15 protein-coding genes are annotated in these 17,890 nt (G+C 73.4%); 8 read left to right on the top strand and 7 right to left on the bottom strand.

Annotated features, from left to right (window positions below; genetic code table 11):
* Positions 1-16 precede the first annotated feature (16 nt).
* From ACFWPT_RS35865 to ACFWPT_RS35890, 6 genes are all read right to left on the bottom strand, one after another.
* Complete coding sequence (locus ACFWPT_RS35865) at positions 17-1,846, bottom strand: ABC transporter ATP-binding protein (protein WP_380486962.1); 1,830 nt, start codon at positions 1,844-1,846, stop codon at positions 17-19.
* Between the two features lie 1,464 nt (positions 1,847-3,310).
* Positions 3,311-3,961 (bottom strand): VWA domain-containing protein, encoded by a 651-nt coding sequence (locus ACFWPT_RS35870; RefSeq protein WP_363370930.1) that lies wholly within the window; start codon positions 3,959-3,961, stop codon positions 3,311-3,313.
* A gap of 16 nt (positions 3,962-3,977) precedes the next feature.
* Positions 3,978-5,123 (bottom strand): hypothetical protein, encoded by a 1,146-nt coding sequence (locus tag ACFWPT_RS35875; protein ID WP_380372202.1) that lies wholly within the window; start codon positions 5,121-5,123, stop codon positions 3,978-3,980.
* Positions 5,120-6,322, bottom strand: coding sequence for a protein phosphatase 2C domain-containing protein (locus ACFWPT_RS35880; protein WP_380486964.1), 1,203 nt, complete (start codon positions 6,320-6,322; stop codon positions 5,120-5,122). Before ACFWPT_RS35880 ends, ACFWPT_RS35875 begins: the two co-directional genes overlap by 4 nt.
* A complete protein-coding gene (locus ACFWPT_RS35885) occupies positions 6,319-6,735 on the bottom strand; it encodes a hypothetical protein (protein WP_380372194.1) in 417 nt (138 codons plus the stop codon). The genes ACFWPT_RS35880 and ACFWPT_RS35885 overlap by 4 nt, the downstream gene beginning before the upstream one ends.
* A gap of 7 nt (positions 6,736-6,742) precedes the next feature.
* The gene (locus ACFWPT_RS35890; RefSeq protein WP_380372191.1) at positions 6,743-7,486 is read right to left on the bottom strand and encodes a hypothetical protein; all 744 of its coding nucleotides are present in this window, start codon (positions 7,484-7,486) and stop codon (positions 6,743-6,745) included.
* Between the two features lie 173 nt (positions 7,487-7,659).
* On the opposite strand from ACFWPT_RS35890, the gene ACFWPT_RS35895 reads away from it, so the two are divergent.
* From ACFWPT_RS35895 to ACFWPT_RS35905, 3 genes are all read left to right on the top strand, one after another.
* A complete protein-coding gene (locus ACFWPT_RS35895) occupies positions 7,660-8,394 on the top strand; it encodes a Crp/Fnr family transcriptional regulator (RefSeq protein ID WP_380486966.1) in 735 nt (244 codons plus the stop codon).
* An 81-nt stretch (positions 8,395-8,475) separates the two neighbouring features.
* Complete coding sequence (locus ACFWPT_RS35900) at positions 8,476-11,022, top strand: hypothetical protein (protein ID WP_380486968.1); 2,547 nt, start codon at positions 8,476-8,478, stop codon at positions 11,020-11,022.
* Positions 11,023-11,054: 32 nt separating this feature from the next.
* Positions 11,055-11,288, top strand: a complete 234-nt coding sequence (locus tag ACFWPT_RS35905; RefSeq protein ID WP_363370948.1) for a hypothetical protein — start codon at positions 11,055-11,057, stop codon at positions 11,286-11,288.
* 8 nt (positions 11,289-11,296) lie between these two features.
* On the opposite strand, the gene ACFWPT_RS35910 is transcribed toward ACFWPT_RS35905, so the two are convergent.
* On the bottom strand, positions 11,297-12,091 hold the full coding sequence (locus tag ACFWPT_RS35910) for an FHA domain-containing protein (RefSeq protein WP_380486970.1): 795 nt from the start codon (positions 12,089-12,091) through the stop codon (positions 11,297-11,299).
* Positions 12,092-12,232: 141 nt separating this feature from the next.
* Here ACFWPT_RS35910 and ACFWPT_RS35915 point away from each other — a divergent pair, with 141 nt between their 5' ends.
* The 5 genes from ACFWPT_RS35915 to ACFWPT_RS35935 all read left to right on the top strand — a co-directional run bounded on the left by ACFWPT_RS35915 (position 12,233) and on the right by ACFWPT_RS35935 (position 17,779).
* Complete coding sequence (locus tag ACFWPT_RS35915; protein ID WP_380486972.1) at positions 12,233-13,966, top strand: serine/threonine-protein kinase; 1,734 nt, start codon at positions 12,233-12,235, stop codon at positions 13,964-13,966.
* Between the two features lie 204 nt (positions 13,967-14,170).
* Positions 14,171-14,359 (top strand): DUF1508 domain-containing protein, encoded by a 189-nt coding sequence (locus tag ACFWPT_RS35920; protein ID WP_063350276.1) that lies wholly within the window; start codon positions 14,171-14,173, stop codon positions 14,357-14,359.
* A 108-nt stretch (positions 14,360-14,467) separates the two neighbouring features.
* The gene (locus ACFWPT_RS35925; RefSeq protein WP_380372178.1) at positions 14,468-15,685 is read left to right on the top strand and encodes a glycosyltransferase family 4 protein; all 1,218 of its coding nucleotides are present in this window, start codon (positions 14,468-14,470) and stop codon (positions 15,683-15,685) included.
* On the top strand, positions 15,682-16,923 hold the full coding sequence (locus ACFWPT_RS35930; protein WP_380486974.1) for a glycosyltransferase: 1,242 nt from the start codon (positions 15,682-15,684) through the stop codon (positions 16,921-16,923). Before ACFWPT_RS35925 ends, ACFWPT_RS35930 begins: the two co-directional genes overlap by 4 nt.
* Complete coding sequence (locus ACFWPT_RS35935) at positions 16,898-17,779, top strand: SGNH/GDSL hydrolase family protein (protein WP_380372172.1); 882 nt, start codon at positions 16,898-16,900, stop codon at positions 17,777-17,779. The genes ACFWPT_RS35930 and ACFWPT_RS35935 overlap by 26 nt, the downstream gene beginning before the upstream one ends.
* Positions 17,780-17,890 lie beyond the last annotated feature (111 nt).

Below are 17,890 nucleotides of genomic sequence, written 5' to 3' on the forward strand. Positions count from 1 at the left end.
CGAGTGGGGGCGAAGGTCACCCGGGCCCGTGGTCCCGCTCACCGGGAAGCCCCGCCTCGGACACGTTCACCGCGACGGCCTCCGGGCGCCCGGCGGCCGATTCCGCGAAGCGGGGGCGCGGGGCGTCCGGCGGCTGGAGGGTGAGGACGTGGTCGGCCAGCGGGAGGAAGGCCGGGTCGTGGGTGATCAGGATCGTGGTGCGGCCCGCCATCAGGCGGCGCAGCGGGGGGATCAGCTGCTGGACGGTCTTCGGGTCCAGGCCGGTGGTCGGTTCGTCCAGGACGAGGACCGGCGCGCCGCGCAGGAAGGCCCGGGCGATGGCGACGCGCTGGGCCTGCCCGCCGGAGAGCTGGAAGCCCTCGTCGCCGATGACCGTGCCGTACCCCTGCGGCAGCGCGGTGATGAAGCCGTGCGCGCCGGCGCTGCGGGCGGCGCGTTCGATCTCGTCCTGCGGGGCGTCGGGCCTGCCGTAGGCGATGTTGTCCCGGATGGTCGCGTGGAAGAGCTGCGCCTGCTGGGGCAGGAAGCTCATCGCCCCGCGCAGCGAGGCGATGGTCAGGTCCTGGATGTCGACGCCGTCGAGGCGGACGGTACCGGCCTGCGGGTCCAGGAAGCGGACCAGGAGCTTGGCGAGCGTGGACTTGCCGCTGCCGCTGGGGCCGATGACGGCCAGGACCTTGCCGGGGCTGACGTCGAAGCTGACGTCGGACAGCACCGGGGCGTCGTAACTGCCGGGGTAGGCGACGTGGACGCCCTCGAAGGAGACCCGGCCGCGGACCGCGCCGGCGTCCCGCGCGGCGGGGCTCTCCCGGACCGGACTGGACAGGTCGTGGATCTCCAGCAGGCGTTCGCCCGAGGCGCAGGCCGCGCCCGCGAGCGGGACGAGCCCGGCGAGCTGCTGGATCGGCTCGAACAGCTGCGCCATGAAGGCGGCGAAGGCGAGCAGACCACCCAGGCTCAGCTCGCCGCGGATCACCTGGAGGGCGCCGACGCCCACCACGACCAGCCCCGCGAGCATCTGGAGGACGTTGAGGAGGGGCTGGTAGAGGTCGGACATCCGGGCGGCGGAGAGCTCGGCGTCCAGCAGGGCCTTTCCCTCGCGGTGCACCCGCTCGACCTCGCGCTCCTCCTGGCCGCAGGTGCGGGTGACCACCACGTTGCGCAGCGTCTCCTCCAGCAGCGCGGTGACGCCGCCGGCGCGGCGCTGGACCTGCCGCTCCCGGATGCGGATGCGGCGCCCGAAGAAGCCGGTGGTGAAGATGAACAGCGGCGCGACGATCAGCGCCGCCAGGGTGAGGGGCCAGCTCAGGTAGAACGCCGCACCGGCGAACAGCACCAGGCTGGTCGAGGCCACCGCGCCCTCGACCAGGCCGGTCGCGACCATCTGCTCGATCGTCGCGATGTCGGCGGTCATCCGGGCCACCAGGTCGCCGCGCCAGCGGGTCTCCAGGGTGTCGGGCGGCAGGGTGTGCAGATGGGCCAGTGTGCCGGTCCGGAGCCGGAGCAGGTACCGCTCGGCGATCCAGGTGCCGGTGTAGGTGCCCGCGAAGGTGAACAGCGCCGCCGCCGCGGCCGCGGCGAGCATCGTGCCGCCGAGCGGCCAGAATTCGGCGAAGTGCCGCGGCACCAGGACTTCGTCGATCAGGTCCTTGAACATCCAGACCGAGACGACCTCGCCGAAGGCGCCGAGAACGAGCAGCACCGCGCTCAGCGGCAGCCAGCGCACGTCCGGTCGGACCCACGGCCAGAACCGCCGGAACAGATCACGCAGCGAGATGACGGGCGAGTCCGCCACCGGCCCCTGGTCGATGGCCCGGTCGGCTGCCCGGTCCTCCGGACCCCCCATGGGCGTCGCACCGTGCATGGAGGAACCCCACTCAGGATGAGGGGCCGGCGGTGATACCGCCGGCCCCAGGGATGGGTGTCATGCCGGGCTGTTAAGCACAGCCCGGACCGCCCTTATCTGTCACCAGAAGCCAAACCGACGACGGCGGCCGTGGCGACGGCGGCGACGGTCACGTTCACGTCCGCGACCGCGGTCCCTGCGGTTGAAGTAACTCATCACGACTCCATTTCTTCCCTTGCATTGGCACGCCGCACGTCCACGGCCGACGCCGACGGCGCGGACCCGGGGAGCACGACAGAGACTGCCGTTGCCGTGAGACAGCCCTAAGCGGCGGGCACGTCAGGGATGTGCCTGCCAGAGCCGTTCTCACATCTCCAGTATCCGCCTGACGCCCCGGCTCGCAGCTTCTGGACGGCAACCGCGAACGGTCCTCGGCATGCGAAGGGCCCCCGGACGCGGCCGCCCGATCACCGCCCCGGCGGCCGGATCCGACCCTCCCGCCCGGCCCCCCGACGAGCCGGGTCGGGCGAGGATCCGCCCGGTCGACTCCTCGACTGACCCGCCGTCAAGTGCCGTTCGTCCGGCGTCTCGAAACAGCCACCCCCGCGCACCGAGCGCCGCCGCCCACCGGTCGACCGCAGGCCCCCGCGACGACGGCTTCGGCGCGAGCCCCCGGCCCTCGCGCCCCTCCCCGAAGACCCCCGCCCGGGCCGCCGACCCCGCCCGCCGAGGCCTACCCGGATGGCGCAGCCGACCGACGGGGCGGGGGTGCGCACCCCCGCGCGGCGAGAGGCGAGACCCCGCGTCGAGCCCCGCGGAAACCACCGGAACGACGCCCCGGCACCGCCGACGCCACGGCAGGTCCGCCTTGAGGAGGCGCCCCGGAGCCGCCTTCCGGGCGACTCCGGGGCCGCGCGAGAACCCGAAGCGACTGCGTTCGGGTGACGGCGCCACCATCGGCGCCACCATCAGCCCCCCGCCCCACTCCCCGCCCACTCCCCGGCCCGCCCGCCGGCTGCCCGTGTTGCTCGGCCCCTCAGTGGCCGCGCCGGTATCGCAGCTACGGGGCGGCGTTCCTCGTCACAGGAGCCTTCGTCCGGGATGCCCCTTTCCCTGGAGGGTGCTCCGAAGGAGACGCCGATGTGGTGGGGGTGGTGGGGGCGGTCGTCGGCTCGGGCAACTGGGTGGGTGAGGCCGAGGGCGAGTAACTCGGCGACGGCGCCGCGGCGGGCGAGGAGACCTCAGGGGTCGGGGTCGGGGTCGGAGTCGGGATCGGGGTCGGTTGTACCGGCACCGGCGTCGCCGGGTACGAGCCGCCTCCGCCCCCGTTCGTCGAGGGGCCGCCGAGATGGCCCGCCACCTCGACCACGCCGCCGCAGGCGAGCAGCACCGCGGCCAGCACGGACAGCCCGGCGGAGGCCCTCAGCGCCCGGGGCGCCGTGGTACGCGGGTCGGTGTCCACGCTCAGTCCACGTATTCCTGGGCGACCTGCACGTACTCGAAGCCCTTGACGTCCGTGGCGATGTGCATCTGACCGGTTTGCGAGGAGGCGATCAGGGTGTTGAGCAGGCCGGTGATCGCCCCGCTCAGCGCCGACTCGGTGTCCGAACCGTCGGCGATGAACAGCGCCTTGGTCGCCACCTCCTTCAGCACGTCGCGCCTGGCGGCGCCGAAGCCGTAGGCGATCACGTGCGGGTGGCGCGGCCAGTTCCGGTCCACCAGCGTGCGGAAGGAGTCCTGCCACCTCGCGTCGGTCGGGGCGCCGTCGGTCAGGAAGAAGACCGCCGGCCGCAGCACGCTGTACTGCTGCGCCCGCAGGCTGCTGACGTCCTGTTCGATGCTCTGCCGCAACTGGTCGAAGGCCTTGCCGTACTCGGTGCCCCCGCCGCAGATCACTTCGGGCATGCTCGGGACCTGCTCCATGTCCGACATCGGGATCACCACGTGCACGTCGGTGGAGAAGGCGACCACGCTGACCCTGGCGAACTCCGAGACGCGCGGATTCGTCGCCAGGTTGTAGTGCAGACGCGAGAGGGTCGCGTTGAGCACTGCCTCGTGCGGCTTCATCGACGAGGAGGCGTCGATCACCACGTAGGTGGGCAGGCAGAGTGACATTGTGTGCACCTCTGAGCTAGTGGTTGGAGGCGATGACGATGACGATGACCAGGATCACGACGAAGGCGAGCACCCAGATCCACTTGGTGGACGAGCCGGTCTCGGGCTTCTGCTGCTCCTCGACCGTGCTGATGCGGGCGACGGCGGGGGGCTCCGGGGTCGTGTGCGGCACGGGCTGCGGAAGCACCACCGTCGGCTGCTTCGGGGGCAGTTGGGGCAGCGGCGTACGTGTCGGACGCGGCACGGCCCTGAGGTAGGGCCCGTTGTTCAGCGCCTGGTTCAACTGGGCGGCCGCGGGCCGTCGCTCCCGGTCGGTCGCGAGCAGCATGTCCAGCAGGACCTCGGAGACGGCGGGCTGGTTCAGCCAGTGGGACGCGGCGACGCCGTGGAAGGTGCTCGCGTCGCGCCGGCCGGTCATGCACTTGGCGACGAGCAGGGCGAGCCGGTAGCGGTCGGTGTACTGGTCCGCGTCGGAGCCCGGCGGCGTGAGCGGGTCGGCCCAGTTCGGCTGGTGGATGTCGGGCATCTTCTTCGGCTGGCAGCCGTCGACGTCGATCAGGTAGACGGAACGCCCCTCCGGGCTCCAGAAGGCGTTGGAGAACGACCAGTCCGAGTAGACCAGGCCCAGGCCCTCCAGGATCGCGGCGAGTTCCGTCAGCCGGCGGCAGGCAGCCAGTCGGCCCTCGAAGCCGGGGCACGGCAGGCCGACGCGCCGGATCGACTCGTCGGACTTCGCCAGCCAGTCGATCTCCAGGAACCGGCGCTCGCTGAACTTGCCGCGCCGCAGCTCGGAACGGTACTGCTCGGGCGCCATCGGGATCACGCACCCGACGGCCGGGTTCCCCGGCTCGCGGATCCGGGCCGCGGGCCAGCACGTCCCGGCGTACAAGCTCGCCCGCTCCGCCTCCGGCAGCGTGTCCGGAGCCGAGATCAGCAGGTCGATCCGGTGGCCGTCCTCCTGGTGCGGGCCGGGCCGGTAGAGCTTGGCCAGCCAGCCCGGATGGTCCGTCAGCGGCCGTACGGCGACGGCCTGGCCGTTGTGTTCGGAGATCGGCTCGGCGAGCGGTCCGAGATCGCCGAGGCCCACGGTCCTCGGCAACGCCCAGCCCCGCGGGTCCACCGCCGGGGCGCCGCCGCCGGCGACGGGATCGGAGTCGGTCATGTCCCGCTGCCGTTCCACACCACGACGGCGGTGCGGTCGTCGAGGCACTGCGGTGCGTCGAAGCCGACGTCGGCGGTGAACCGGGTGGCCGGGACCGGCGAGCGCCAGGCGTTCGCGAAGTACTCGTTGACGTTGCCCGCCCGGTCCGCCCACGCGTCGCCGATCCCGTCCGTGACCAGGGCGAGGGCGGCACCGGCCGCCAGGGTGACGTAACCGTCCACGGCCAGGTGCGGCGTGTCCGGCAGTCGGCCGGCGACCTCGTTCGAGACCACCGCGGCCGCGCGGTCCTTGGCTTCGCCGGCGGAGAACTGCCACAGCGGGACGCGCGGGTCGAGTGTCCAGGCCGAACTGTCACCGAGCCAGCCGACCCATGCCCGCGCCACGCCGTTCGCGTCCGGCTCGGCGATCACCGCGGTGATCAGCACGGTCGCCAGGTGCGAGGTGCCGACGCCGCGTCCGGCCGCGTGCGCGGCGATCGATTCCGCGACCCGCCCGTACAGCGCCTTGACGTCGAGCCGGTCGAAGCCGACCGCCTCGATCTGCTCGCGCAGCAGGGTGACGGCCTGGCTGGAGGCCGCGGTGGCCCCGATGTCGGACCAGGCCGCGCTGGACAGGCCGTCGGCCACGGCCACGATCGCGTACCGGCTGTCCGGGCTCCGCCCGATCCGGTAGGAGTCCTGTCGCGGCTCGGCGGGCTGGCCGCAGCGGTGGCCGGGCCCGACGACGGAGGCGGCGCGGATGGTGAGGGCACCGACCCTGGCTTCGTCGGCGGCGATGCCGTTCTGCACCGTGCGCTCCGGCAGCAGCCAGGGGTAGCCCTGTGCCCGCGCGCCTTCGCCGAAGCGGGGCACGCTCAGGTCGGTCGGCCTCTCGCGCAGGAACGGCCGGGGCCTGCCGGGCTGGGCCGTCGACACCGCCGGTGCCGCGACGAAGCGGCAGACCGGCGCCGTCGCGTCGGGCCGGGGCGCCCGTTCGGGCCGGTCCCGCTGCCGGGCGGGCGGCGCGGCGGCCTCGGACCCCAGTGCGGCCGCCGCGCCGACGACACCCACCGCCGCGAGGGCGAACGCGTTCACCAGCCAGCCGTAGTGCCGGTGCGGCGTGCCGACCTCGGCGAAGGCCCCGATGACGACGGCTGCGAGCAGCCCCGCCCGCACCCAGCCGTCCGTCAGGCCGTCCCGCCGGCCGTCGCCCCCGCTCACGGCCGCTCCTCACGATCGCGGGACCTCGGCCCGGAGGCAAAGTGCTGGTCACCGTGCTGCACCGCGAACACCTCACCGGAACCGGTGGCGGAGTTGACCTGGACCACGACGTCCGGCCGTTGCGCGGTCCGCAGCGTCGCCAGAGCTATGACGTCCTGGGCGAGAGCCGGGTCCCGGTCGAGCAACTGGAACAGGGCCTCGGTCCAGAAGTCCACGGCCGCGGCGTCGACCGCTCCCCTCGTGGCGGTCGACCCCCGCTCCAGCGCGACGGACAGTTCCCTGCGGCGGCTGCCGTGGGCCCGGGCGATGACGCCGCTCATCAGTCGCCTCGCCTCGTTCCACAGATCGGTGCCCATCGCGGACACCAGAGCGGTGGCTCCGCTCGCGGCCAGCTCGGCGAGTTCCTGGTTCATCGGCGCTTCAGCCCCGTTCGTTGTAGTGGATGTGCTGGCCACCTCGGCCGACGGCGAAGACCGTGCCCTTCCCCGTGGCTTGGACGAGTTGCTCCACGGCCCGCGGCTCGGCTTCCGCAGGCCGCTCGCGGGAGCCGGATTCCGGGCCGGGACCGCCGTGCGGCCCGACCGGGCTGCCCGGGTACCAGAGCCAGGCCCGTGCGGCGTACTCCTTGACCCGGACCTCGGCCGCGGTGAAGGCGCCGGCTTCGAGCCCCTCGTAGCCGTGCCCGACCGTCTCCTCGTAGTAGTGCTGCGAGAGCATCGCGGCCACCGGGGTGCCGTCCGGACCGTCCAGGGCCGCATGCCGCAGCGGGGGCGAGTCGAGCAGTCGGGCGAGCGCCTCGAACGGGGTGCCGGAGACCGTGCCGTCCGGATCGGGCCGGACCTCCCCCGCGTGCGCGGCGGCCCGTACCCGCAGCCGGGTGTCCGGGCCGGCGTGCCGGTTGTGCTCGCGGATCCGCGCGCCCAGCTCCGGCAGCAGCGGGACCAGCAGTCCGGCCTTGGGCAACCCGGCCGGGGCGACGAGCCGGCAGCCGTCGCCGGTGTCCACGTACGCGAAGTCCCGCCGGTCCAGCTCCGCGACGCCGAGGGCGCCGAACAGCGCGGACCGCAGCACGCCGCGGATCTCCTGCAGCCGCTGCTGACCGCGGCCCGCGGAACCCGCGATGTCGCACGCCAGCAGAGCTCGGTACTCGTACCTCGGATTCACATTCCCTCCGCGATCACGACGAGGGCCGGCGGTTCGAGGATCGAACTGCCGTCGACACCGAATTCCCGGTGCCGACACGATGGTTAACCAGAACGTAGAGGAGGGGTCCTCGGGTAAACCGGCTACTAATACGGCTTGTCCGGCTTCGGCCGGACGAGGAGGAGGAGTGACCGATGAGCAACACACGGATGCGCAGGGCCGGGGCCTACTGGCCGACGACCGGACTGCTCGGCCGGGTCGGCGAGGCCGATCGCCGAGTCCTGCTGGAGCTCGGCCACGGCGTGGCCTACCCGGCCGGTCAGATCACCATCCGCGAGGCCGACACCTCGGACTTCTCGCTGCTCCTGATCGGCGGCACGGTGAAGGTCACCGCGCACGCACAGGACGGTCGGGACGCACTGCTGGCCGTGCGGATGGCCGGGGACCTCGTCGGGGAGTTCGCCGGGATCGACGGTCAGCCGCGCATCGGCACCGTGACCGCCTGCGGCCGGGTGCTGGCCCGCTACATCCTGCCCACCGAACTGCTGGCGTGCACGAAGCAGCACCCCGCCATCGGGCTCGCACTCAACGCGAGCGTGGTGGCCAAGCTGCGCACGGCGACCAGCCGGATCGTCGACTTCACCGGTTGCGACGTGCTCGGGCGGCTGGCCAGGATCCTGCACCACCTCGCCGTCACCTACGGGCGCCCCGGCCGCAACGAAGCCCATCTCCCGCTGTCGCAGCCGGAGATGGCCACGCTGGTCGGCGCCGCGGAGTCGTCGATCCACAAGGCCCTGCGGGCCCTGCGGGAGTCGGGCGCGGTCGTCACGGGCTACCGCAGGATCACGATCCTCGACCTGGACCACCTCGCCCGGATCGCCGCCGCGGCCGAACCGGCCGGTTCACGGGCGATCTCACCAAACAGGTAAAAGCGCCGGGTTCCGACGACGGGTCGGCGCCAGCATGACCGAGTGCCGGAACCCGAGCGTTGGAGAGGACCGGAGAAACAGATGCCAGAGAACAACGGTGCTCCGGACGGTTCCACGCGAATCCGGGCGAGCGACGTGTCCGGAACGATGATCGTCGGCAACCGGAACACCGTGACCAACCTCAACATCACCACCGGACACGGTTCGGCCATCACCGTGAACGCGGGGCCTCCGCCCAACCCGGTCAAACGTCAGCCGATCTCCCACCTGCCGCGTTCCGCCGCCGATCCGCTGATCGGCCGGGAACGGGAGCTCCAGGCGCTGCAACAGGCCATCGGAGCACGCCAGTTGGTGCAGGTCTGGGGCACCTCCGGGGTCGGCAAGAGTGCCCTGCTGCGCCACCTCGCCCGCACCCTGCCGCGCGGGCCCGAGGGCGCGGCCTACATCGAAGCCGGCGGACGGACGGCCGACGACCTCGCGCAGGCGATCTTCGACATCAGCTTCGACGCACCGAACTACAAGCCGTCGCTGGAGGTGCTGAAGGAGCACCTGAAGACCCTGCGGCTGCGGATCTACCTGGACGACGCGGGACTCGACGAGAAGGACCTGCACCGGCTCTTCGACCTGGCCGAGCACTCCACGTTCGTCTTCACCTCGCAACGCCGGTCGTCGGTCACCGGCGTCCACCCGATCCGGCTCGACGGACTGGCGGCCCCGGCAGGGGTGGTCCTGGTCCAGACGGTCCTGGCCCGCGCGCTGCGGCCCGACGAAGCGCGGACCGTGACGGCGCTGTGCGACGCCCTGCACGGCAATCCGCTCCGACTGCGGCGCATCGCCCTGTCGGCCGCGACCGGCAAGGGCCTGCCGGGCATCGCCGATCTCCCCGCGCTCCTTCCCGCGCTGCTCAACAGGCTCCGGCCGGAGGAGCGGGACCTGCTGTACCTGCTCGGCTCGCTCTCCGGCGCCGAGTTGGCCGCCCGGCAGCTCAACGCCCTGCTCAGCCGGACGGACAGCGACGCGCTCGCCAGCGGGCTGGTGCGGCACGGCCTGCTGGTCGCCTCGGAAACCGGCTACGGGTGTCCGCCGGACGTCGCCGAGTGCGTGCTCAAGAGCCGGATGACGCAGTACCCCGCCGCGCCGCTCTGCCGGGCGCTCACCGCGTGGGTCCAGTCGCGGGAGACCACCCCGGACGAGGTCGCGGCCCACTTCCAGGCCCTGGACGTCGCGGTGCTGGGAGCGGAGCGGAGCGGACAGGCGCAGCTCGGCGTGGAGTTGGCCCGTGCCGCCTCGCCGAAACTGGCGCTCTCCCGGCAGTTCGACGCGTGGGGCAGCCTCCTCGGAGCCGGCTGGGCCGCCGCGAAGAGCGCGGGAGACCGCGCGGGCGAGGAATTCTTCCTGGGAGAGGCGCGCACCCGCCGCAAGGCGATCGGCCGGGCGGCACTGACGACGACCCTGGTGCTGGAGGCGGGGGTGCTCTGGCAGGAACTCGCCGCCCTGCAAGCGCACTCGGTGGCCCACCAGGCCGCCACGACGGCGATCACCGCCGTGCCGCCGATCGACCCGGCCACCACGGCACACGCCATCGGCCAGTCCCCGCTGATCACGCACCCGGCGGTCAGCCCGCCGACGGTCACCCACCCCGTCGTCCAGCCACCGACCGTCACCCACCCGGTCGTCCAACCGCCGACCGTCACCCACCCGGTCGTCCAACCACCGGCCGTCACCCACCCCGTCCCCGCCTCCGGCGCTCCGGCGCCCGTGCACCCGCCGGGTACACCGCACGTGATCGACCTGTCCCACTCCGCCCAACAGCCCCCGCCCGGGGGCCATGTGGTCGGCGCACACTCCCCCTCGCAGGCGGCGCCGCACCGAATCGACCTCTCGGGGACGCACCATCCGCACACCGCGAGCGCCACCACCACGTCCAGCACGGGCCACGCGGTCACCACCGCCGGCGCAGTGGCTGCCAAGGCCGGAGCAGCCCTCGCCGTCGCCTGCGTGGTCGGCGCCTCAGCCGTACTCGGTGTGGGCGCCATGGTCTACACCCAGAACCAGTCGGACCTGGCTACGCCGACCCAGCCCACCTACTCGCCGGCCCCGCCTCCGAGGGTCTACACCCCCGCCCCGCCGGTCTACACTCCCGCCCCGCCGGCCCCACCTCCGAAGGTCTACACCCCCGCCCCGCCGGCCCCGTCTCCGGTCGTCACGCCGGACCCCGTCGATCCCGTGTGCGCAACGGTGGTACCGGAATTGGGAAAAGAGACCCAGCAGTACAACGCCGACCTGGCCGCCGTTCACAGCGCCTTCGACTCGTACAACAACGCCGTAGACGCGTACAACTCACGACGGACCTCCACCGTGCCCGACGACAGCACGATGAAATCCCGTATCGACATCATCCTCAAAGACCTGCGCGCCAGCGAGTCCACGTTGCGGGGAGCCATCTCGCAAGCGCGGGACGGATCCGTGGTCTCCGACCTCAAGGGCATTCTGACCGCTCGCCAGCAGGAGGAGAGCCAGTTCAGCTCGCTTCGGAACAAGACCAGTACCAGCTACAACACGGCCAGCCAGGCTTCGGCATACAACTCGGCCTGGCAGAGTCTGGTGATCCACTGCACCGCCTGGTAATCCGCCACAAGACCGACCAGGAGAGGCCAACCATGCCTACGGAATCCACCCCCGGCACCATCCACGCCGGAGACGTCTCCGGCACCTTCATCGTGGGCGACAACAACCACGTGACGAACACGAAGCATCACCCCGAGCAGCCGCAGCCCCAGCCGCGCCAGCAGAACTCGGCCGAGGACCAGGCAGCCGTCTTCGCCGTGGAACACGGCACCATGCACGTCACCTACAACCACAACGCCGAAGCCGCGCCCGAGACGGAGGCCTGAGAAACGCGTCAGCCCCGATCGGCCAGCAACTCCAGGTCCTGGGCGTTCAGCGTCGCCGTCTTCAGCAGTTCCCTGATCAGGTTGACGCTGAGCGTCGAGCCGACCGGCTCGCCGACCTCGTCGCGCGTCAGTCCGCGCACGCCCCGTCGGCGCAGCCGTTCGCGCACGTCCTCGACCGTGTTGGCGACCGACTTGTGGGTCCAGAACTTGGTCACGTGGGGCGAGGCGTTGACCAGCCGGGCGGTCTCCTCCCAGGCCGACGGGAGCGGGAAGGCGTCCTGGCCCTCCAGGTAGCGCCGGGCGAGCGCGGTGAGCACCAGCCGCTCCTGGAGGGAGAGCAGGTAGACCGTCTCGGGGGCCGCGGTATCGGCGCCGCTCGTGGAACGGGGGTGCAGGTCGTCCCCGTCCATGACGCGGACCTCCACCAGGTGGGACCGCCGCTTGGACGAGTTGATCACCAGCGGGGTGTACCCGGGCCCGATGATCCGCTTGTGGCTGGTGAGCATCAGCACGCCGTCGGGCAGTTCGATCGGCAGATTGCCGGTGTTGACCAGCCACCAGTCGCCGTCCGTGCCGGCGCAGGTGAAGACGCCGTGCCGACGGCTGACGGTCGGGTCGTCGACACCGACCGGTACGTGCACGTCCTCGCGGTCGCGCCCGAACAGCAAGGTGTACCGGCGCGGCGGCACGGCGTACCCACCCTCCGGGCCGAGCACGAAGATCGTCCCGGGTGGCGCCGAGGGCACTCTGCCGGAAGGACTGCCCGGCGGCAGCATCTGGGGTGGGAAGTTTTCGTACGCCATCTCACATACCTCCGCCTCGGGTCGCGCCAGTGTATGAGCGCACCGGGAGGACCAGTCCTCCTGCGGGCATGCGGTGTGTCGAGCTTGCAGAACCACCAACTCCGCTTGTCCGGAGTGGACTTGCCCGATAGCCTGCCCGCCGTGAGCGAGATCAGCCGGCGAGCTGCTGCGATCGACGGCATGGTCGCCGAACCACTCGGTCCGGGCGATCCGCAGGAGATCGGCAGCTTCAGCATCATCGGCCTGCTCGGTACCGGCGGCATGGGCGAGGTCTACCTCGGGGTCTCGGACAGGGGCTACGCCGCTGTCAAGCTCGTCCGGCCGCGGCTGGTCCCCGGCGAGCGCTTCGAACGAGAGGTCGGCATCCTCTACCGTGTGCCGCTCGGAGTCGGACCTCGGGTGCTGGCGAGCGACGCCACTCCGGAACGCCCGTGGTTCGCCACCGAGTACGTCCCCGGGCTCACGGTGGACGAGGCGGTCCGGCTGCACGGCCCGCTGCCCGCCGAGGCGCTGTGGCTACTGCTGGCCGAGACGGCCGCTCAACTGCGGGCCGTACACGCGTCCCGGATCGCGCACCGCGACATCAAGCCCGCCAACGTCATGCTGGTGCGCGACGGCGTGAAGCTGATCGACTTCGGCATCGCGCGCGCCGCGGACCAGGCGAGGCTCACCAGGAGCGGTGGCAGCTACGGAACGCAGGGCTTCTCGGCACCGGAACAGCAGACCGGGGAGGAGGACGTGGCAGCGCCCGCGGACGTCTACTCGCTCGCGGCGCTCCTGCTCTACGCCGCCTCGGGTCGCACGCCCGGCGCCGCCCCCGACGTGGAGCCGCTGCGCGCCGTGGACGCCGACCTCGCCGCCCTCCTCGGGCCCTGTCTCGTCACCGCCCCCGGAGCACGCCCCACCGCCGACGAGATCGTCCTGGCGACGCGCACGCACCGGCTCGCCCCTCCCCCGTCCTGGCCGCCCGAGGTCATGTCACGCATCGGCGCTCGACGTGCGTTCGCCGAAACGCCGGTCGGCAAGCTGGAGACCGTCCCGCCACCGGATACGAGCACGGACCCGAACCCCGACGTCGGGCCCGCACCCCTCGCATCACCTCGCCGCCCGCGCAAGCACCTGTTCCTGCTGCCGGTCGCCGCGGCGACCGCCCTCGGCGCGGTCGCGGTGTTCGTCCTCAGCCCGTCCACCTCCCCGCAGCACCACGACGCGCAGGAGTCCGGCGGCGTGCAGGTCGCCGTCGAACCCTTGGCCGGGACGACGCAAGGACCCTCCGCGAGCCCGAGCGCCTCGATCTCCGCCACCGCCACCGCCACCGCCACCGCCACCGCCAAACCCTCTCCCCCGCCTTCAACCGCCCCGGCCGCCACCACGCGGGCACCCTCCCCGAGCCTGCGGCCCTCGACCTTCGCTGCCGCCAAACCCGCTACCCAGCCCCCGACCACCCCGCCTGGCGAAACGGCCACCCCACCGAGCACGGCCACCGCCGCACCCTCAACGGCCGCCCCCAGCCCCACCTCGTCATCGATCCGCGGCATCAACGGCAGCGACGACCCGGCACAGGTCAAGGGCTCCGAGGCGGACACCGACTGGCTCGGCCCCACCGCCGCCTGTTCCGCCTGGCTGGACGACAACGGCTCCGGCTCGCTCGCGGGCGTGCTCAACACCTCCCTGATCCAGACCTGCGTCGCCGAGCTCGCCCGCAGCGACGGCATCACGTACACCTTCCGCGCCTCCGTGGGCGCCGCGAAGACGAGCTTCGTCCCGGACATCGGCTACACGATGTGGATCTGCGTGTGGAACGCGAACAACCGATCCGGCGAGCAGTGCTCCGCTCGCTTCGGCATGAACGGCACCACCCCGGTCCGCCGGTGAAACGAGGCTGCCGCAAGGAGCACTCCCGGGCCACCACGCCCAGCCGCCCGCAGGCCCACAGCTCCCCCGCGAGCACCACCTGACCCGAACGGGCCAGGTGGGCAGGGCCGGATGACTCGGATGCCCCAGCCGGCGGGCGGACCAACCGGGCTGGACCTACGGTGCGGTGCGAGGGGGTCACCTGAACGGAAGTCTGTTACAGGCATGGCTGGGAAGTTCGAGCTGTACAAGGACGAGAGCGGGATGCACCGCTTCCGGCTCAAGGCGAGCAACGGGACGGTCATCGTCACCGGGGACCCGCACGAGAGCAAGGACGAGTGCCTCAGGAGCATCGAGTCGCTCCGCAAGCTCGCGCCGTACGCGGAGCTCAAGGAGGCGGCCGGGTCGCACTGAGGCGGCGCGGTGCGGGCGCGGGTCGGCGGTGCAAATCGCCGACCCGCGTTCGCTTCTACGACAGATCCCTTTGGCCGGGTGCACGCCGGGCGCGGAGAGAACACTGGCATGCGCGTCGTCATCGTCACCGAATCCTTTCCGCCCGAGGTCAACGGAGTCGCCCACAGCGTGCTGCGGACGGCCGAGCATCTGGTCCGCCGGGGCCACCAGCCACTCGTCGTCACCCCCGCACCCGCACGGGGCGCCGCGTGCCCGCCGCACACCTTCGGCGGCTCCGAAGCGGTGGAGCTGCCGGTGGTGCGCATTCCGTCGGTGCCGCTGCCCGGGTACCCGCAGGTGCGGATCGCGCTGCCGAGCCGGCAGTTGGCGGCCGCCGTCGCCGGGCACCGGCCGGACATCGTGCACCTGGCCAGCCCGTTCGTGCTCGGCGCGCGCGGGATGCAGGTCGCGGCCCGCCTCGGCGTCCCCGCCGTGGCCGTCTACCAGACCGACCTCGCCGGGTACGCGCACGCCTACCGGGCCGGGCGGGGCCTCGGGGAGGCGGCCGCCTGGCGGCGGATCCGGGCCGTGCACCGGGCCGCGGCCCGGACGCTGGCGCCGTCCACCCCCGCCGCCCAGGACCTCACCGCGCACGGAGTGCCCCGGGTGCAGCTGTGGCCGCGCGGGGTGGACTCGGTGCGGTTCCACCCCCGGCACCGGGACGAGGCGCTGCACCGGGCGCTCGCCCCGGGCGGCGAGGTGCTGGTCGGGTACGTCGGGCGGCTGGCGCCCGAGAAGCGGGTCGACCTGCTGACCGCCGCGTCGGCCCTGCCCGGGGTGCGGGTGGTGGTGATCGGGGACGGGCCGTCCGGGCCCGGGCTGCGGGCCTCGATGCCCGGCGCGGTGTTCCTCGGCCGCCGGACCGGCGAGGAACTGGCCCGCTGTTTCGCGACCCTGGACGTGTTCGTGCACACCGGCCCGCTGGAGACCTTCTGCCAGACCATCCAGGAGGCGATGGCGAGCGGCGTGCCGGTGATCGGCCCGGCCGCCGGCGGCCCCCTGGACCTGGTCGCGCACCACCGGACGGGCCTGCTGGTGCCGCCCCGGGACGGCGCCGCGGTGGCCCGGGCGGTGGCGGAACTGGCCGCCGACCCCGGGCGGCGGGCCGCGTACGGGCGCGCCGGACGGGCCGAGGTGACCGCGCGGACCTGGGAGGCGGTCGGCGACCTGCTGCTGCGGCACTACGCGGAGGTCCTCGCCGAGCACCGGGGCACACCGGCGGCTCCCCCTGCCGCTCCCCCGGCGGTCGTCGAGCCGGTCGCCGTCGTGGAGGAGCTGCCGGCATGACGGACACCGCCGACCGCGAGCCGCTGACCATCGTGCGGCTCGCGAACTTCGTCACCCCGGTCTCCGGGGGCCTGCGCACCGCGCTGCGCCACCTCGGCGCCGGCTACCTGGCCGCCGGGCACCGGCCGGTGCTGATCGTACCCGGGGAGCGGCGCAGCGAGGAGGAGGGCGAGCAGGGCCTGGTGGTCACCCTGCCCGGACCGGTGCTGCCGGCCAGCGGCGGCTACCGGGTGCTCACCGACCGGCGGGCGGTGGCCGCCGAACTGACCCGGCTGAAACCCGACCGGCTGGAGGTGTCCGACCGCACCACGCTGCGCTGGACCGGCAGTTGGGCCCGGCGGCACGGCGTCCGCTCGGTGATGGTGTCGCACGAGAGCGCCGTCGGGGTGCTGCGCGCCCAGGGGCTGCCCCGCCCGCTCGCCGACGCGGCCGCCGACCGGCTCAACGCGGCGACGGCCCGTACGTACGACGCGGTGCTCTGCACCACCGACTGGGCGGCGGCGGAGTTCCGGCGGATCGGCGTGCCCAACCTGGTCCGGGCCCCGCTCGGCGTGGACCTGGACGCGATGCGCCCGCTGCCGCCGGCCGCGCGGGCCCGGGAGCGGGCGCGGTACTGCGGGCCGGGCGACGTGCTGCTGGTGCTCTGCTCCCGGCTCTCGGCCGAGAAGCGGCCCGAGCGGGCGGTCGAGGCGCTGGCCACGCTGCGGGCCCGGGGGCTGCCGGCCGTCCTGGTGGTGGCCGGGGCCGGACCGCTGCGGGACCGGCTGGCGGCCCGGGCGGAGCGGCTGCGGCTGCCGGTGCGCTTCCTCGGGCACCTGGGCCGGCGGGAGGAACTGGCCAGGCTGCTGGGCTGCGCGGACGTGGTGCTCGCGCCCGGGCCGGTGGAGACCTTCGGGCTCGCCGCGCTGGAGGCGCTGGCCTGCGGGACTCCGGTGGCGGTCAGCCGCTCCTCCGCGCTGCCCGGACTGATCGGCCTGGCCGGGGTGGCCGCCGCCGACACCGGGGCCGGATTCGCCTCGGCGGTAAGGGAGTTGCTGGCACGCCCGGAGCAGGCGCGGCGGGCCGGCGCCCGGGCCCAGGCCGAGCGGTACGGCTGGCCGGCCGCGGTGGCCGCGTTCCTCGCGGCCCACGGCGTGCGGAACCCCGGCACGCGCAACCCCGGCACGCGCAACCCCGGTGCACGCAACCCCGGTGCGGTGGAGGAGGGTTGGGATGAGCGTGCTCGGCACCGGGCGTGACCGGTCCGCGGACGGCCGGCCGGCCACCGGCGGGCCGGTGCGGTTCGTCGCGCTCGGGGACTCGCTGACCGAAGGGGTCGGGGACCCGGTCGGCGAGGGGTGGCGCGGCTGGGCCGCCGTCCTGGCCCGGTCGCTGGCACCCGAGGGCGGCGTCGAGTTCACCAACCTGGCGTGCAGCGGCGCCCTGACCGCTGATCTGACGAATCGTCAACTCCCCGCCGCACTGGCACTGCGGCCGCGGTTCGCGGCCGTGGTGGTCGGCGGCAACGACACCCTGCGGGCGGGCTTCGACATCCGGCGCACCACCCTGGAGCTGGACGCCACCCTGGGCGAACTCTCCAGCCACGGCGCCGTCCTGCTGACCGCCTGCCTGCCCGATCCGGGCACCCTGCTCCGCCTGCCCGCGCCGCTGGCCCGACCGCTGGCGCGGCGGATGCAGGCCGTCAACACCGTCGTGCACGCCCTCGCCGCCCGGCACCGGGCGGTGCACCTGCACATCGCCGAGCTGCCCTGGTGCGCGCAGCGCCGGCTGCTCAGCGTCGACCGGCTGCACCCCAGCGCCGAGGGCCACCACCTGATCGCCCGCGGGTTCCACGAGCTGCTCGCCGCCGCCGGCCACCCCCTCGGCCCGCCGCCCGTCGACACCCCCGCCGAGGCTCCGCCCGGCCGGGCCGCCGACCTGTGGTGGATGGCCACCCAGGGCACCCGCTGGGTCGCCGCCCGCAGCACCGACCTGCTGCCCGGGCTGCTCGCCCTGGCGGCGGCCGAAGGCCTCGCCCGGCTGCGCGGGTCCAGCGGGCGGCACGACGAGCAGATGGCCCGCGCGGCGGCCCAGGCCCTCGCATCACTGGGGTGAGGCGGCGCGGGCTCGGCTAGGGCGTGTCTGACAATTCCCGCCGGGCGCGCGACGCCGGGCATCCCGCCTGGACGCACCGGCGAAACGTCCAAGTACGGCCCAGTACGAGGA

Origin of the sequence: Kitasatospora sp. NPDC058478, assembly GCF_042720345.1 — a bacterium.
Lineage (GTDB): Bacteria > Actinomycetota > Actinomycetes > Streptomycetales > Streptomycetaceae > Kitasatospora.

Excerpts from the sequence above, each read along its gene's own strand:
- ACFWPT_RS35865 (WP_380486962.1), bottom strand. The coding sequence starts at position 1,846 with ATGGGGGGTCCGGAGGACCGGGCAGCCGACCGGGCCATCGACCAGGGG.
- ACFWPT_RS35870 (WP_363370930.1), bottom strand. The coding sequence starts at position 3,961 with ATGTCACTCTGCCTGCCCACCTACGTGGTGATCGACGCCTCCTCGTCG.
- ACFWPT_RS35875 (WP_380372202.1), bottom strand. The coding sequence starts at position 5,123 with ATGACCGACTCCGATCCCGTCGCCGGCGGCGGCGCCCCGGCGGTGGAC.
- ACFWPT_RS35885 (WP_380372194.1), bottom strand. The coding sequence starts at position 6,735 with ATGAACCAGGAACTCGCCGAGCTGGCCGCGAGCGGAGCCACCGCTCTG.
- ACFWPT_RS35895 (WP_380486966.1), top strand. The coding sequence starts at position 7,660 with ATGAGCAACACACGGATGCGCAGGGCCGGGGCCTACTGGCCGACGACC.
- ACFWPT_RS35900 (WP_380486968.1), top strand. The coding sequence starts at position 8,476 with ATGCCAGAGAACAACGGTGCTCCGGACGGTTCCACGCGAATCCGGGCG.
- ACFWPT_RS35905 (WP_363370948.1), top strand. The coding sequence starts at position 11,055 with ATGCCTACGGAATCCACCCCCGGCACCATCCACGCCGGAGACGTCTCC.
- ACFWPT_RS35910 (WP_380486970.1), bottom strand. The coding sequence starts at position 12,091 with ATGGCGTACGAAAACTTCCCACCCCAGATGCTGCCGCCGGGCAGTCCT.
- ACFWPT_RS35920 (WP_063350276.1), top strand. The coding sequence starts at position 14,171 with ATGGCTGGGAAGTTCGAGCTGTACAAGGACGAGAGCGGGATGCACCGC.
- ACFWPT_RS35925 (WP_380372178.1), top strand. The coding sequence starts at position 14,468 with ATGCGCGTCGTCATCGTCACCGAATCCTTTCCGCCCGAGGTCAACGGA.
- ACFWPT_RS35930 (WP_380486974.1), top strand. The coding sequence starts at position 15,682 with ATGACGGACACCGCCGACCGCGAGCCGCTGACCATCGTGCGGCTCGCG.
- ACFWPT_RS35935 (WP_380372172.1), top strand. The coding sequence starts at position 16,898 with ATGAGCGTGCTCGGCACCGGGCGTGACCGGTCCGCGGACGGCCGGCCG.